The sequence below is a fragment of the Rhodoblastus acidophilus genome (genome assembly GCF_025961575.1).
Taxonomy (GTDB): Bacteria; Pseudomonadota; Alphaproteobacteria; order Rhizobiales; family Beijerinckiaceae; genus Rhodoblastus; species Rhodoblastus acidophilus_C.
The window spans coordinates 13070-27831 of the sequence record NZ_JAOQNX010000040.1 but is presented as its reverse complement, the minus strand read 5'-3'; the positions used below and the strand labels follow the sequence as shown (position 1 = coordinate 27831).

Below are 14762 nucleotides of genomic sequence, written 5' to 3'. Positions count from 1 at the left end.
CCACGGTGCTCCGAGCCGGACGGTCCAGATTCCGCAGGAGACATAAGCCATGAACGAACGCATTTCCCCCGACATCCAGACAGGCGCTCTGGTCTATCACTCGCATGTCCGCCCAGGAAAACTGGAGATTCGCCCGACAAAGCCGCTCGGCAACCAGCGCGACCTTGCGCTCGCCTATTCGCCCGGCGTCGCCGTGCCCTGCATGGCGATCGCCGAGACCCCGGCGCTCGCGAGCGCCTATACCGTGCGGCAAAATCTGGTCGCGGTGGTCACCAACGGCACCGCCGTGCTCGGACTCGGCGACATCGGTCCCTTGGCCGCCAAGCCGGTGATGGAAGGCAAGGCGGTTCTGTTTAAAAAGTTCGCCGGCATCGATGTGTTCGACATCGAAGTCGCAGAAAAGAACGTCGACAAGCTGGTCGACATCATCGCCGCGCTGGAGCCCACCTTTGGCGGCGTCAATCTGGAAGACATCAAGGCGCCAGAGTGCTTCGAGATCGAGCGCAAGCTGCGCGAGCGCATGTCGATTCCCGTGTTCCACGATGACCAGCATGGCACCGCCATCATCGTCGGCGCCGCCGTGCGCAACGGCCTCGAACTCGCGGGCAAGACGATTGCGCAGGCGAAGATCGTCACATCCGGCGCCGGCGCGGCGGCGCTGGCCTGCCTGCAATTGCTGGTTTCGCTCGGCGCCAAACGCGAAAACATTTTTGTCACGGATCTCGCGGGCGTGGTCCACAAGGGCCGCAACGAGTCGATGGACCCTTTGAAGGCGACGTTTGCGCAGGACACGTCCGCGCGCACGCTGAGCGAGGTCATCATCGGCGCCGACGTCTTCCTCGGCCTGTCCGCGGGCGGCGTGCTCAAGCCCGAAATGGTCGCGGCCATGGCGCCGTCGCCGCTGATTCTGGCGCTGGCCAACCCGAATCCCGAAATCACGCCCGACGAGGCGCTGGCGGTTCGGCCAGACGCCATCCTGTGCACGGGCCGGTCGGATTATCCGAACCAGGTCAACAACGTCCTGTGCTTCCCCTATATTTTCCGCGGCGCGCTCGACGTCGAGGCCACGGCGATCAACGAGCCGATGAAACTCGCCGCGGTCGAGGCCATCGCGGCGCTGGCCCGCGAAGCGCCTTCGGAGGTCGTGGCGCGCGCCTATGGCGGCGTCGCCCCCTCCTATGGCCGCAATTCGCTGATTCCCTCGCCCTTCGACCCGCGCCTGATCCTGCGCATCGCTCCCGCCGTGGCGAAGGCGGCGATGGACAGCGGTGTCGCGCGCAAGCCGATCCTCGATTGCGAAGCCTATCGCGAGCAATTGGCGCGCACCGTGTTCCGCTCAGGCTTCGTCATGAAGCCGCTGATGCTCGCGGCCAGGGCCAATCCGAAGCGCGTGATCTACGGCGACGGCGAGGATGAGCGGGTGTTGCGCGCCATCCAGTCCGTGGTCGAGGAGCGCATCGCCCGCCCCATTCTGATCGGACGGCGCGCGGTGATCGAAAAGCGCCTGCGGCAGTTCGGGTTGACCATCGAGATCGATCGCGATTTTGAACTCACCGACCCCTCCGACAATCCCCGCTACGACGACTACGTCGCCACCCTGATGGAGGCGGCGGGCCGGTCGGGCGTCAATCCCGAAATCGCGCGCACGCTGGCGCGCACCAACACCACGGCGATCGCGGCGCTGGCGCTGCGGCGCGGCGAAGCCGATGCGGCGCTCTGCGGCCTCGACCGGCGCTTCGCCTCGGCGCTGGACTATGTGAACGCCATCATTGGTCCGGCGCCCGGCGTCGCCAAATTCGCCGCCTTGAGCCTGATGATCACCAATAAGGGATCCTTCTTCATCACCGACACCCATGTGCGGCTGGTGCCGACCGCCGAGGAGGTCGCAGAAACCGCCTTGCTGAGCGCCGCGCATGTGCGCCGGTTCGGCCTGGTCCCGAAGATCGCGCTGGTGTCGCATTCGAACTTCGGCTCGGATGACGGGCCTTCCGCGCTCAAAATGCGGCAGGCGCTCGACATCATCCGCGCGGCGGACCCGGATCTGGAGGTCGATGGCGAGATGGAGGCGGACAGCGCGCTGTCGCAGCCGTTGCGCGATCTGGCTCTGCCGGGCTCGCGCCTCAAAGGCGAGGCCAATGTGCTCGTCATGCCCAGCCTGCCGGCCGCCAATATCGCCGCCTCCATGACGCGAATGATGGCCGACGCGCTGCCGGTCGGGCCGATCCTTCTCGGCGCGGCCAAGCCGATTCACATTCTGACGCCGTCGACCACCGCACGCGGCGTGGTCAACATGACCGCCGTGGCCGCAGCCGAGGCGCAATTCGCCCAGGCAAAGGCCTAATACCGTCGCCGGTTGGCGCACGGCATACGGTTTCCGATAGGACCTTCGCGTTCGGTGAACTCCTGTTCCCCGAACGCGCTCTTGTTGTTTTAACTTATCGCCTTCGAGCGAACCGGCATTCGCTTCACTCCAAAGGCTCTCGCGCATCTGAAAGCACCGATCCCCAAGACCGCTTCATGCGGGAGCGCGGACGGACGCTTTGGACCGGGACAAGCGAACGAAGGGCGGTCGCCGCGCGGCTTGGCCGGAACATGAAAAGGCCGCGCTCCAAGCGCGGCCTTTCCGTTTCAGGATTTCGTCAGATCAGTGCAGCGCCGAGGCGTGCATCTCCTTCGGCGCGACCGCCGCAGTGTCTGGCGTCGCGTCCTGCTCTTTGGTGAGCAATGGATATCCGGCCAGCTCCTTGAGCTGGCGCCAGTTGCGCCGCCGCTCCTCGACCAAACGCACCAGCGCCGGCGAGACGCTCAAGCGCGCAAGCCGTCCCGCGCGGATCGTCCAGACGAAGGGCGTGACGCCTTCTCTTTCCTCCGCAGGCAGATCGATAAAGGCGGCGACCGGAACGGCGGCTTCGACGTCATCCGACAAGGGACGTCCGAAGTGCCGCTTGAACCGCCCTTCGCGCAAAGCGAAATCCGCCGGCGTGAACGGAACCTCCATCTCATGGCGTTCTCCCTTGTCGTCGGTCCAGGAGAGAACACTGGTGTCCCAATCGCTCTCGACCCCGGGATTGCCAGTGAGCGACAAACGCGCGCTCAGCGTCTCGCCCGCTTCGGGATCGTGGGTGAACACGGGAGCCATGCGGCTCGACACGGCGAGACGGCCGTGCCGGTGCGAGAGATCGTCGCCGACGCCGTTCTCGCCCTGGCATGGCGTGTAAATGTCCAGCACCACCGGGCCGCCTTGATAGGCCAACGCCGTCAGGACATTGCGCAGAAAATGGCCGGGGATCGACGGACTGGTCTGCACCACCATCACTTTGGGATGCATCGCCGCGATCAGGCTCAGCTCCTTGCGATCATCCTGCTTGCCATCATGAGCGGCGCCAATGCGCGCGAGATCGGCGTCCTGCCCGAGATAGCTCGACGACGACGCCTGACCGCCAGTATTGGAATAGCCGCCGGTGTTGAGGATCACCACTTTGACCGGCGCCTTGGTGGTCAAAAGTTTCGACAGCGCGCCGAAGCCGATGTCGTAATTGGCGCCGTCGCCGCCCATCGAAAATATGGTCGGAATGCGCGCGCGTTCGGCCTCGGTGAAATTCTCCCAGTTCAGGGTTTTGAGCGCCCGTCCCTGCGTGTTTTCATCATAGGCGCCGGCAAGCTCCAGCTCCGCAACACGGCGCGCCTTCACCACTGTGACGATGTCGGCCGCCATGCCCTCGAAAAGACCCTTTGCAAGCGCGGGCGTGTCCTGAAACAGGCTGTTCACCCAGGGGTCGCGATAGGCATTGTACGGGAAGGTCGAGCAATAGACCGAGGAGCAGCCCGTGGCGTTGGCGACGGCGAGGCCGGACTGTCCGGCGCCGGTGGGGCCGCATTCGAGTTCGAACAGCCGCTTTTGAAGCGTTGTGAGCGTCGCCTCGATGCGGGCGCGCCGCGCCGAACCGCCATTGCCATCGGCAGGCAGAGTTTCGAGCAAAACTCCCAGTTTGTCGCTCAGCTCTTCGATCTCGGCGATTTCGGCGGTGGCGCTCTTGCGATGCAGCGCATGGGCGGCGGAGGCGATCTGCCGGATGGCCGTGACCTCGCCGCAGCCGCGACAGGCGCCATGGCCGCCCGATGTGGCGTAGTAATTGTCGCGGTCCAGCATCAGGCGCTTGGCGTTGCCGATGCTCTGATTTTCGCTGAAGCGCGCGGGCGTGTTGGCGGTGTCGGCGAGGAAGGCGAAGCGCGCGCGCAACGCCGCCAGCCCGGCCTCGTCCTGCTCCTGCGCGCGCAGCGCCTTGGCGCCGCAGACCGCCACGCATTCGAGACAGCCAGAACATTTGGCGGGGTCGACGCCGACCGAGAACAGGCCGCCCTCGCCCTTCGCCTTCTTTTCATATTGGTCGAAAAAGAAGCCGGTCTTCGCCACGGGGAAACTCGCCAGCTGTTTCGCCACACTCTGCAAGGCCCCCGACAGGGCGCCGTCATAGAGCGCCAGCATTTCACCCTGCTCGGCGAACAAGGCGTGCAGCGCAGCGCGCGGCGTTTCGGCGAGGCGGTCGCGGATGCGGCCCGCGGCGTCGACAAGCGCGTCCGCCAGCGCGCCTTTCGAAGCGAAGCCGGCGCGGCGCGCCGCCGTGAACAGGAGATCGTCGATCTCATGCACGGTGCAGGGCATGGCGGCGTCGGGGCACACAAGCGTGCACTCCAGACATCCCGTGCATTTGTCGGCCAGGAATTCCGGCGCCTCGCGGCGAAACAGGCCCTTGTCCTTGGCGGCGGCGGAGGCCGGAGGCATGAACAGGCCGGTTCCCGGCAGGATCGCGCTTTCGCCGATCCGCCCGTCGCGCATGGGTTTGGCGAAGATTTCGTTGAAATATTCGGCGCTGAACAAGCCGCTCGGCGAGGCGACCTTGGCCGCCGCGCCGCCCAATCTCTCGGAAAGGTCGGCATGGGGCGCGGCGGGCGTTCCGGCTTTATCCCCGAACTTCTGGTAAGGCACGGCGAAGCACGCCTCCAGCCCTTCCGAAATCACCGCCATATTGCCCGCGACGACAGCCTCGCCCTTGGAGCCGAATTTCTTGGCGATCTGCTTGCGGATGCGCTCCAGCACCGCGGAGGCGTCGGCGCCCGCCGCCATGCGCTCCATGCGGCCGCACAGCGCGCCAATGAAGGCGACGCCCATCATGCGCGTCGCCAGTTCTGGAGAGGGCGCATGACGCTTGGCCACCGCAAAGGCGTCAAGCACGAAGAAACGGATGTTTTTCGCCCGAATTTCAGCGCGCGCCGAAGCGGGAAGCGCGCGCCAGGCGTCTTCGGTCGAATGGTGCGATTGCAGGAAGAACGCGCCGCCCTCGCGCAGACCGCGCAGGGGATCGGCATGGGCGAACACCATGTGGTCAGGCGAGACCACGACCTCGACGTCCTCCAGTTCGGCGTTGGTGAGCTTCACCGGCTCGGGGCTGAGGGTGATGTAGAAATTGGTCGGCGCGCCACTCTTTTCCGAACCGTATTTCGGCGCCGATTTCGAATGCAGGTTCAGCGCGCCGGCGAGGATGTCGGTCGCCAGCTTTCCAGTGGCGATGGTTCCGTAGCCGCCGATGGAGTGGAATCGGATGCGCAGCGCTCCCTCGGGAAGCAGCTGCGGATTTTCGCCGGCTGGCAGGCCCATGCGCAGACTGTCGGGATAGGCGGCGCCAAGCTTCTGCTGCGCCGGCGAGGCGTCGTCGTCCATGAATTGCGAGCCGAGATAAACGAAATCGGAGGGCTCGGCGCGGTCCATATTGTCATAGGCGGCGACGAGATGGCGCGGCTGGAGGTCGTGGCCGCCAAGGCCGAAGATCGCAGTGGTCAGGCGCGGCTGCGCGGCGCGCGGCGCCTTGCACAGGGCCTGCATCACCCGGCTGGTGAGTTCGATGTTTTCGGAGCGCTCCAGAATGGTGGCGGCGCGCTTGCCCTTGAGCGCCTCCACAATTTCGGCCTCCGGGAACGGCTGCAACTGTTTGACCGCGAGCACGCCGACCTTGCGGCCCTGCTTGCGCAGATGCGCCGCGACGGCTTCGGCGTCCTCGGTCACCGAGCCCAGGCCAATCAGGACGGTCTCGGCGTCCTCGGCTTCAAAACCCATGACCGGGCGATAGACGCGTCCGGTCAAAGCGGCGTATTCGACAAAAGCTTCGTCGATGAAACGGGGAACGTCGGCGGCGAAATGGGCGCGATGGTCGGCGCAGCCGCTCTGGAAATCCGGCTGGTTTTGCACGCCGCCGGTCAGGCCGGGATTGTTGACGTCCACAAGGGCGGGAACGCGCTGGCGGGTGCCTTTCTCCCACGCGTTCAGCCAGAGCCGGCGGAAGGGCGCGGCAAGTTTCTGCGGCAATAGCCCGGCGAAATCGTCGAGCAGGACGCCGCCTGTGTCGGTTTCTATGGCGTCGGCCTTGGCGGCGAGCTGTTTCCGCGCGGCTTCGAGCTTGTCGGTGTCGAAGGCGCCGGCGTGGCGCTCGAACCATTGACCGATCTGCCAGACGCGGCCCTTGGCCCCGAACAGCATTTCCTGCGCGACGGTCGGCGCGGGAATGCGCGCGGCGGGATCGCCGATGAAGGTTCGCAAAAGCTCCGGTTCGGGCAGGAGCGCTTCGCTCATCATGTGCGAGGTGGCGAAACCATCCATGGCGTTGGCGACGGGAATCAGCGCATTCGCGGCGATCCTGTAGGATAGCGCGGCGAAATCGGCGGCTTCCTGCGGATTTGCGGCGAAGAGGATGGTGTAGCCGGCGAGCAGCAGCGCATAGACATCGTCATGTCCCGCCATGACGTTGAGCGAATGGCGCGACACCACGCGCGCAGCGACATGCAGCACGAAGCCGCCGACCTTTTTTCCCACAGTCACATAATGCGACTCCAGCGCATAGAGCACGCCCTGGCTTGACGAGGCGTTGGAGACATATTTGCCGCCGGTGAGCGCCGCGCCCATGGCGCCGCTCTGTGCGGAATGCTCGCCCTCCGGCTCATAGAAGAATGGATGCTGGCCCCAGACGTTGACGCCGCCATTGGCGCGGAAATTTTCGAAATTTTCCGCGATTTCAGTCGAGGGCGTGATGGGATAGCCGATCACGCCGCCGCAGACGTGGCTCATGACGTGAGCGACGGCGCCATTGCCGTTGATGACTGTGGGCAGGCCGGGAAAACGGGTCATGGAACGCATCCTCGTGTGGCGCGACGACGATGGGCAAAGTTTTACCTTTCACCGTCAACGCCTTACGCGCCGAGGATGCTTCAGTCGTCACTCAGTTCAGGAGCGCCGCAACCTTTGCGTCGCGGCTTGATGCTCAAACTAAAGGAGGAGCCCTTGTCGTCCAGCCGCATTTTTAAGCAGCAGAAAAACCGACCGGAAAATGCGCAACGGTCAGGCAAAACCTGCGGGGTTGGAGGCGAAAACCGAGCGGATTTACACCCAATAGCAGTTAATAATCAGAGAGATGGATTAAGTTCTCACCATATGGCCGCAATCAGGCTGCAGCTGCGAGCCCGCCGCCATTGCCGGCGCCCCAGTTCGCCGACTCCAATGGCGTGCTGACGCCCGAGGGCGTGAAGCGTCTGGTTACGTCTCGTCGAGAACCCACAACGCCTTGCATTTGCCGGTATAAAAGAAATGGCTGGGGCGGCAGGATTCGAACCTACGGATGGCGGAATCAAAATCCGCTGCCTTACCACTTGGCGACGCCCCAATGACCGTGGGGCAAAGCCCCGAGTCGCCGCGGACCATAATTGGCGTTGCGCTCGCCCGCAAGCGCGCCGCGCAACTTTTTGTTCTGATAATCAACACCAGAACAAGGCGGGGGGAGGCGCGCCTCCCCCAAGCCCCTCTCAGCGCTCGTAGATGATGCGCGCGCGCAGCGTGCCCTCGATGCCGCGGATGTCCTCCAGCACCTGCTCCGCCAGTTCCAGACCGCCGTCGGCCTCGATCACCACATAGCCGACGTCGCCGTCGGTCTGCAGGAATTCCGAGGCGATGTTCAGGCCGCGGCTGGAAAAAGCGTCGTTGAGCTTGCGCAGCACGCCCGGCACGTTGCGGTGGACATGCATGAAGCGCGTGCCGTTCGGACGCGGCGGCAGCTGCACCTGCGGGAAGTTCACCGCGCCCACGGTCGAGCCGATGTCGGAATAATCGACAAGCTTTCGGGCGACTTCCGCGCCGATCCGCTCCTGCGCCTCTTCGGTGGAGCCGCCGATATGCGGGGTGATGATGACGTTTTCCAGCCCCTGCAGCGGCGACACGAATTTCTCGCCATTGGCCGCGGGCTCCTTGGGGAACACGTCAACGGCCGCGCCGAGCAGATGGCCGCTCTTCAGCGCCTCCGCCAGCGCGTCGATATCGACGCAGGTGCCGCGCGCATTGTTGATGAAATAAGCGCCCTTCTTCATCTGCGCGAATTGCTCGGCGCCCATCATGTTCTTGGTCTGCGGCGTTTCCGGCACATGCAGGCTGACGACGTCGGACTGGGCCAGCAGCTCCTCAAGCGTGCTGGTCGGCTCGGTGTTGCCGTGGCGCAATCTGTCGGTGATGTCGAAGAAAATCACCCGCATGCCCATGGCCTCGGCCAGATAGGACAGCTGGCTGCCGATATTGCCGTAGCCGACGATGCCGAGCGTCTTGCCGCGCACCTCAAAAGAGTTGACGGCGCTCTTGTCCCAGCCGCCATTGTGGCAATCGTGCGAGCGCGACGGGATGCGGCGCAGCAGCATGGCGATTTCGCCGATGGTCAGTTCGGCGACAGACCGCGTGTTGGAAAACGGCGCGTTGAACACCGGAATGCCGCGCGCGGAAGCCGCGGGCAGCTTGACCTGATTGGTGCCGACGGAGAAGCAGCCGACGGCCATCAGACGGTCGGCGTCTTCAAAAACCTGCTCGGTGAGCTTGGTGCGCGAACGGATGCCGACGATATGCACGCCATGCAGCGCCTCGCGCAGCGCATCGCCGTCGAGCGCCTTGGTCAGGCGCGTCACATTGGTGTAGCCGGCGTTGTGGAACAAATCGACCGCGCTCTGGTGGATGCCTTCCAGCAGCAGCACCTTGATCTTGTCCTTGGACAGCGAAAGACGTGCGTTCACTTCATTCTCCTGATGCGTCAGCGCATGGTCCCGAAAAGTGGTCCCGGTTTTCGGACAAGATCATGCGCAAGACCCAGACACTGCGCCGCAAAAAGGAAAAGCGCGAAAGCGAGTGCTTCCGCGCGACGGGCCAAGCCGGTCTTTGGTTTGCGTCCTATCAGACTTTGGATTTAAGGGGAATGGGTTGTTTCGCGCCGGTTTCGTCGTGGATGGCGAAGCGGTAGCGCCCCTTGTCGTCGAAGTCGACCTTATAGGACAGCCGGTCGATGACGTGGTTGTCGCGGTCGAAGGCCAGCACTTTTGGATTGAGGCTGGGGATTTCCTCGGCGTCCACATAGATCGACGAGCAGATGATCAGCGCGTCGCCGGGCTGGCAGGTGCGCGCCGCCGCGCCGTTGAGGATGCAGCAGCGCGAGCCGCGCTCCCCCAGGATCACATAGGTCGAGATTCGCGCGCCGGAGTTCTTGTTCCAGATCTCGACGAACTCCAGCGGCAGAATCCCCGCCTCTTCGCAATGATCGGGGTCGAGGGTGATCGAGCCGTGATAGTCGATATTGGCGTCCGTCACGTGGATTCCGTGAAGTTTGGCGCCGACAACCTTGCGCATTGACTTGTCCTGAATGTCTGGAGGCCAGCCGCCCCCGAGCTTTGGACGCTCCAATAGCTTTTTTTCACGGGAATCGCCAGCCTCGCGATTCGGATCACGCCTTTGGCTTGAAGTCCAGCGCCACGCCATTGATGCAATAGCGCAGGTTGGTGGGCGGCGGGCCGTCCTCGAACACATGGCCGAGATGGCCGCCGCATGCGCTGCAATGGACCTCGGTGCGGATCATGCCCCAGGAGGCGTCGCGGCTGGTGTCGACCGCGCCCTCGATCGGGTCGAAAAAGCTCGGCCAACCCGTGCCGCTCTCGAATTTTTCCAGGGACCGGAACAGCGGCTGGCCGCAGCCGACGCAATGGAAGGTCCCGGCGCGCTCCTCATGGTTCAGCGCGCAGGAGCTCGGCCGTTCCGTGCCATGGCCGCGCAGCACGTCATATTGCTCGGGCGTGAGCATCGCCCGCCATTCGGCGTCGGTTCGGGTCACCCTGAAATCATCGGTCATACGCGGCCTCCTTACTGGGGATTAGATGGGTTTGGCTTGGCCGCCGCGCAAGCGACGTGTGACGGCCGCATCCCGCCATTGTGACGACACGCGCTCTGTTTTAAATTGCGCGCATCTTCATTCGGAGTGAGGGCCATGGCGACTTATGAGACTTCGGACGGGCGGCAGGTCACGCGCTGCAAGGAAGCCCAGGAAGAGCAGGAGGCGATCTACGAATATTTCGGCGACGTCGTGGTGAAGGGTTTTGTCCAGTCGATCGAGGAATCGGACGACGGCCAGAGCTGGAAGATCACGGTGGTTCCGCAAATGGCGGTGACCTGACGGCCGCCCCAGAACCGTCATGGCCGGGCTTGTCCCGGCCATCCACGCCGGCCCGCGAGAGACAATCCGCCAGGTCGTTGCGGGTTTTTTCCGAAAAGTGAAAACCGCGAAATCCGGCAAAATCGGCACTGCGTCAAAATTATGTTCACGTTTTGTTTTCACGTGAAACATCGCCCGAAATCGCGCGCCGCACAAGCCTCTGTTTTTAAGCAATATTCCCGCCCACCCCCCACAGGGCAAGCGCGGCCCCCATCCCATCCTCCAGGCCGCCGCCCACAACCCACAAGCTGCAGACACGAAAACGCGCGTGTTTTCGTCAAAAATCACGCTTTTTTTGCACAAACGCGACGATTCTGCGCGGTTTTGCGCAATTGGAATTCAACCAGAACGCGAAATTTCAGAAAAATCGGCTCTCGCCAGCCTTCAAGACAAGGCCAAAAAAATACCACCAAATCCAACTCCGGCGCTTCCAAAATTGGCGAATTCCAGACCTTGCTCGAATGCGCCTCACCGACGATGAGCCGGCGAAGCCATCGGGATTGATATGCCGCAAAGCGCATAAGCGCATTCTGGCATAATTTGCATCATGCAAGATATCGTCTCGATCCTGTCAGCTTTGGCCGAGCCCACCCGCCTCGCGGCGATCCGCCTCCTCTGGGATGGCGAAGAACATTGCGTCTGCGAACTCATGAAGAAGATCGACGCCAGCCAGTCGCGCATGTCGCGGCATATGGCGGCGCTTAAAGTCGCCGGACTGGTGATCGACCGGCGCGACGCCCAATGGGTGCGCTACCGGCGCCATCCGAAATTGGCGCCCGAAGTCGTCGCCATCGTCGATGCGATCATGGCGGCGACGCCGCAAGCCGAGGCGGATGCGGCATGAGCGCCAAAACTCCAAACTTATCCGCAAATTCGCAAGCCTTCATCTCTGTCGCCGCCACGCTCGCCGCGGTTGCGCTGTGGTTCGCCGTCTATTGGCGCCTGGAGGATTTCTCCGCGCGGGTCGTTGGCTGGCTGCCCGTTCAGCCGGATAGCAGGATGGCGGAGGCCGCGCGCTTCTTCGTCTACGACACGCCAAAAGTGCTGATGCTGCTGGCGCTGGTCGTGTTCGCAATGGGGATCGTGCGCAGCTTCTTCTCGCCCGAGCGCACCCGCGCCCTGCTCGCCGGCCGGCGCGAGGGCGTCGGCAATATTGCGGCGGCGACGCTCGGCGTGTTCACGCCCTTCTGCTCCTGCTCCGCCGTGCCGCTGTTTGTGGGCTTCGTGTCGGCCGGCGTGCCGCTCGGCGTGACCTTCTCCTTCCTCATCTCGGCGCCGATGGTGAACGAGGTCGCGCTCGGCCTGTTGTTCGCGCTGGTCGGTTGGAAAGTGGCGCTGGTTTATCTGGTGTTCGGCATGACCATCGCGATCGTCTGCGGCTGGGTCATTGGACGCCTCCACCTTGAGGGCTGGCTGGAGGAATGGGTCCGCAACGTGCGCGCGGGCGAAGCCGTCATCATGCCGGACCACTCGACCGTAGCTGACCGCATCGGGGCGGGTCTTGAGGCTGTGCGCGACATCGTCGGCAAAGTCTGGCTCTGGATCATCATAGGCATAGGCGTCGGCGCCGTCATCCACGGCTATGTGCCCACCGACCTGTTGGCTTCGATCATGGGCAGGGGCGCATGGTGGTCCGTGCCCGCCGTCGTGCTGCTCGGCGTTCCCATCTATTCCAACGCCGCCGGCATCATTCCAGTGGTCGAGGCGCTGCTGAGCAAGGGCGCGGCGCTCGGCACGACGCTCGCCTTCATGATGAGCGTCATCGCCTTGTCGCTTCCCGAAATGGTCATCCTGCGAAAAGTAATGACGGTGCGCCTCGTCGCGGTCTTCGCCGGCGTGGTCGCCGCGGGCATCTTGGCGGTCGGCTATCTGTTCAACGCGCTGTTCTCCTGAGAAAGGTCACCCGTCATGAAAAGCATCAAAGTTCTTGGCCCCGGCTGCAAACGCTGCGAGGCGACCGCCGACATGGTGCGCGCCGAGGCGCAAAAGCTCGGCGTCGCCATCGATCTCGAAAAAGTCACCGACTACGCCGCCATCGCCGGCTTCGGCATCGCCTCGACGCCGGGGATCGTGATCGACGGCAAGGTGGTCCATGCCGGCGGGCTGCCCAAGCCCGAAGACGTCGCCAAATGGCTGGCGGCCTGACGAGCTCGACCGCCTTGTGCCTCACCCTTATTTCCATTAATCTGGATATATGGATGAACTTGCCGCCCTGACCGCCCTCTCGGCCCTGTCGCAGGCCACGCGGCTGCAAACCTTCAAGCTGCTGGTCAAAAGCGAGCCCGAAGGCGTGCCCGCCGGGGAACTGGCGCGGCTGATCGGCGCGCCGCAGAACACGATGTCGGCGCATCTCTCGATCCTCGCCAATGCCGGCCTGGTCACCGGCGAGCGGCGCGGCCGTTCGATCCTCTATCGCGCCGACCTGCCCCGCCTGCGCGAACTCGTGCTGTTTCTGCTGAAGGATTGCTGCGGCGGCCGCGCCGACCTCTGTGCGCCGCTGATCGCGGACCTCTCTCCCTGTCGCCCGCCCTCGACCGCTGTGGAACAACGCGCATGAACCTGTTCGAACGCTATCTGACCCTCTGGGTCGCGCTCTGCATCGCCGTCGGCGTCGCGCTCGGCCACTTTTTCCCCGGCGTCTTCCACGTCATCGGCGCGGCCGAAATCGCCAAGGTCAATTTGCCGGTCGCCGCGCTGATCTGGCTGATGATCGTGCCCATGCTGGTGAAGATCGATTTTTCCGCACTGTCGCAGGTCACTGAGCATTGGCGCGGCATCGGCGTGACCCTGTTCGTCAACTGGGCGGTCAAACCCTTCTCGATGGCGCTGCTCGGCTGGCTGTTCATCGGCGGGCTGTTCAAGGCCTGGCTGCCCGCCGACCAGATCGAGTCCTATATCGCCGGCCTGATCCTGCTCGCCGCCGCCCCCTGCACGGCCATGGTGTTCGTCTGGAGCAATCTGTCCCAAGGCGAACCCCATTTCACCCTGAGCCAGGTCGCGCTCAACGATGTCGTCATGGTGGTCGCCTTCGCGCCCATCGTCGGCCTGCTGCTCGGCCTCTCCGCCATCACCGTTCCCTGGGCGACGCTGGTTCTCTCGGTCGCGCTCTATATCGTCGTCCCGGTCATCGCCGCGCAAATCCTGCGGCGCGCGACTCTGGCCTCCGGCGGCGAGGCGGCGCTGAAAACCCTGCTCGCCCGCGTGCAGCCGCTGTCGCTGATCGCGCTGCTGACCACGCTGGTGCTGCTGTTCGGCTTTCAGGGCGAACAGATCATCGCCCAGCCCGTCGTCATCCTGCTGCTCGCCGTCCCCATTCTGATCCAGGTCTATTTCAACGCCGGGCTCGCCTATCTGCTCAACCGCGCGGCCGGCGAGGCGCATTGCGTCGCCGCGCCCTCGGCCCTGATCGGCGCCAGCAATTTCTTCGAACTGGCGGTGGCCGCCGCCATCAGCCTGTTCGGCTTTTCCTCCGGCGCGGCGCTCGCCACCGTGGTCGGCGTGCTGATCGAGGTCCCGGTCATGCTGACCGTGGTCAGACTCGTCAACGCCACGCGCGGCTGGTACGAGGCCGGCGCCGCCGTCCGCCGCCGCACATTTTTGCCCGCGCAAGAGAGCCGTCATGCCAAGAGCCGACACGCCAAGAGCCGTCATGCCTGAGGTCACGCAGGTCGTCATCCATCACAACCCCGCCTGCGGCACGTCCCGCAACGTGCTCGCCATGATCGAGGCGGCGGGCTATCGGCCGACAGTGATCAACTATCTGAAAACCGGCTGGACCAGACCGCAATTGCTCGGCCTGTTCGCCAGCGCCGGCCTGACGGCGCGCGACGCCTTGCGGACAGCGAAATCCCCGGCGCAGGAGCTGGGACTGCTCGATCCCGCAGTGTCCGACGAGGCCCTGATCGACGCCATGGTCGCGCATCCCGTCCTGGTCAACCGCCCGATCGTCTGCACGGCCAGGGGCGTGCGCCTCTGCCGTCCGAGCGAATTGGTTCTGGACCTGCTCGACCGCCTGCCGCCGGGGCCGCTCGCCAAGGAGGACGGCCAATTGATCATCGACGCGGAGGGAAACCGCGTGAGCTGACGCGGGCGCCTCGCCCTCAACGTTAACCTTTAGTCTTTGCGCCGCATTCACTTTTGGACATTACCATAGCGTCACATCGGGCCGCGATGCAGCGGCCGCCCCAGCGCTTCATGTCAGAAGCC

The 14762-nt window shown here is 64.2% G+C and carries 13 protein-coding genes and 1 tRNA gene; 8 read left to right on the top strand and 6 right to left on the bottom strand.

The genetic code is table 11. The annotated features are described in order from the left end of the window. Window positions 1-49: 49 nt before the first annotated feature. Window positions 50-2341 carry an NADP-dependent malic enzyme gene (locus M2320_RS21005; protein ID WP_264598958.1) on the top strand — a complete coding sequence of 764 codons (2292 nt, stop codon included), beginning with the start codon at window positions 50-52 and terminating at the stop codon, window positions 2339-2341. Window positions 2342-2644: 303 nt separating this feature from the next. Here M2320_RS21005 and M2320_RS21000 read toward each other — a convergent pair whose 3' ends face one another. From M2320_RS21000 to msrB, 5 genes are all read right to left on the bottom strand, one after another. Further along, a complete protein-coding gene (locus M2320_RS21000) occupies window positions 2645-7177 on the bottom strand; it encodes a 2-oxoacid:acceptor oxidoreductase family protein (protein WP_264598957.1) in 4533 nt (1510 codons plus the stop codon). Window positions 7178-7634: 457 nt separating this feature from the next. Continuing rightward, window positions 7635-7709, bottom strand: a tRNA-Gln gene (locus M2320_RS20995). A gap of 139 nt (window positions 7710-7848) precedes the next feature. Further along, the gene (gene serA / locus M2320_RS20990; RefSeq protein ID WP_184429728.1) at window positions 7849-9093 is read right to left on the bottom strand and encodes a phosphoglycerate dehydrogenase; all 1245 of its coding nucleotides are present in this window, start codon (window positions 9091-9093) and stop codon (window positions 7849-7851) included. A gap of 157 nt (window positions 9094-9250) precedes the next feature. Further along, window positions 9251-9700, bottom strand: coding sequence for an aspartate 1-decarboxylase (panD, locus tag M2320_RS20985; protein ID WP_264598956.1), 450 nt, complete (start codon window positions 9698-9700; stop codon window positions 9251-9253). A gap of 94 nt (window positions 9701-9794) precedes the next feature. Continuing rightward, a complete protein-coding gene (gene msrB / locus M2320_RS20980) occupies window positions 9795-10196 on the bottom strand; it encodes a peptide-methionine (R)-S-oxide reductase MsrB (protein WP_184429726.1) in 402 nt (133 codons plus the stop codon). Between the two features lie 135 nt (window positions 10197-10331). On the opposite strand from msrB, the gene M2320_RS20975 reads away from it, so the two are divergent. Further along, window positions 10332-10517 carry a hypothetical protein gene (locus M2320_RS20975; RefSeq protein WP_184429725.1) on the top strand — a complete coding sequence of 62 codons (186 nt, stop codon included), beginning with the start codon at window positions 10332-10334 and terminating at the stop codon, window positions 10515-10517. A 323-nt stretch (window positions 10518-10840) separates the two neighbouring features. Here M2320_RS20975 and M2320_RS20970 read toward each other — a convergent pair whose 3' ends face one another. Further along, complete coding sequence (locus tag M2320_RS20970; RefSeq protein WP_264598955.1) at window positions 10841-11077, bottom strand: hypothetical protein; 237 nt, start codon at window positions 11075-11077, stop codon at window positions 10841-10843. Between the two features lie 26 nt (window positions 11078-11103). On the opposite strand from M2320_RS20970, the gene M2320_RS20965 reads away from it, so the two are divergent. From M2320_RS20965 to arsC, 6 genes are read left to right on the top strand one after another with little or no spacing between them, the layout of a single operon-like run. Continuing rightward, window positions 11104-11400, top strand: a complete 297-nt coding sequence (locus M2320_RS20965; RefSeq protein ID WP_264598954.1) for an ArsR/SmtB family transcription factor — start codon at window positions 11104-11106, stop codon at window positions 11398-11400. Further along, window positions 11397-12449: a permease gene (locus M2320_RS20960; protein ID WP_264598953.1), complete on the top strand. Its 1053-nt coding sequence runs from the start codon at window positions 11397-11399 to the stop codon at window positions 12447-12449. Before M2320_RS20965 ends, M2320_RS20960 begins: the two co-directional genes overlap by 4 nt. A gap of 15 nt (window positions 12450-12464) precedes the next feature. Continuing rightward, complete coding sequence (locus tag M2320_RS20955) at window positions 12465-12701, top strand: thioredoxin family protein (RefSeq protein ID WP_264598952.1); 237 nt, start codon at window positions 12465-12467, stop codon at window positions 12699-12701. A gap of 49 nt (window positions 12702-12750) precedes the next feature. Then, window positions 12751-13113 carry an ArsR/SmtB family transcription factor gene (locus tag M2320_RS20950; protein WP_264598951.1) on the top strand — a complete coding sequence of 121 codons (363 nt, stop codon included), beginning with the start codon at window positions 12751-12753 and terminating at the stop codon, window positions 13111-13113. Beyond that, window positions 13110-14213 (top strand): ACR3 family arsenite efflux transporter, encoded by a 1104-nt coding sequence (arsB, locus tag M2320_RS20945; protein ID WP_264598950.1) that lies wholly within the window; start codon window positions 13110-13112, stop codon window positions 14211-14213. The genes M2320_RS20950 and arsB overlap by 4 nt, the downstream gene beginning before the upstream one ends. Continuing rightward, entirely contained in the window at window positions 14206-14640 is a 435-nt protein-coding gene (arsC, locus tag M2320_RS20940) for an arsenate reductase (glutaredoxin) (RefSeq protein WP_264598949.1), read from the top strand. The genes arsB and arsC overlap by 8 nt, the downstream gene beginning before the upstream one ends. The last annotated feature ends 122 nt before the right edge of the window (window positions 14641-14762 follow it).

Excerpts from the sequence above, each read along its gene's own strand:
- M2320_RS21005 (WP_264598958.1), top strand. The coding sequence starts at position 50 with ATGAACGAACGCATTTCCCCCGACATCCAGACAGGCGCTCTGGTCTAT.
- M2320_RS21000 (WP_264598957.1), bottom strand. The coding sequence starts at position 7,177 with ATGACCCGTTTTCCCGGCCTGCCCACAGTCATCAACGGCAATGGCGCC.
- panD (WP_264598956.1), bottom strand. The coding sequence starts at position 9,700 with ATGCGCAAGGTTGTCGGCGCCAAACTTCACGGAATCCACGTGACGGAC.
- msrB (WP_184429726.1), bottom strand. The coding sequence starts at position 10,196 with ATGACCGATGATTTCAGGGTGACCCGAACCGACGCCGAATGGCGGGCG.
- M2320_RS20975 (WP_184429725.1), top strand. The coding sequence starts at position 10,332 with ATGGCGACTTATGAGACTTCGGACGGGCGGCAGGTCACGCGCTGCAAG.
- M2320_RS20970 (WP_264598955.1), bottom strand. The coding sequence starts at position 11,077 with ATGCGCTTTGCGGCATATCAATCCCGATGGCTTCGCCGGCTCATCGTC.
- M2320_RS20965 (WP_264598954.1), top strand. The coding sequence starts at position 11,104 with ATGCAAGATATCGTCTCGATCCTGTCAGCTTTGGCCGAGCCCACCCGC.
- M2320_RS20960 (WP_264598953.1), top strand. The coding sequence starts at position 11,397 with ATGAGCGCCAAAACTCCAAACTTATCCGCAAATTCGCAAGCCTTCATC.
- M2320_RS20955 (WP_264598952.1), top strand. The coding sequence starts at position 12,465 with ATGAAAAGCATCAAAGTTCTTGGCCCCGGCTGCAAACGCTGCGAGGCG.
- M2320_RS20950 (WP_264598951.1), top strand. The coding sequence starts at position 12,751 with ATGGATGAACTTGCCGCCCTGACCGCCCTCTCGGCCCTGTCGCAGGCC.
- arsB (WP_264598950.1), top strand. The coding sequence starts at position 13,110 with ATGAACCTGTTCGAACGCTATCTGACCCTCTGGGTCGCGCTCTGCATC.
- arsC (WP_264598949.1), top strand. The coding sequence starts at position 14,206 with ATGCCTGAGGTCACGCAGGTCGTCATCCATCACAACCCCGCCTGCGGC.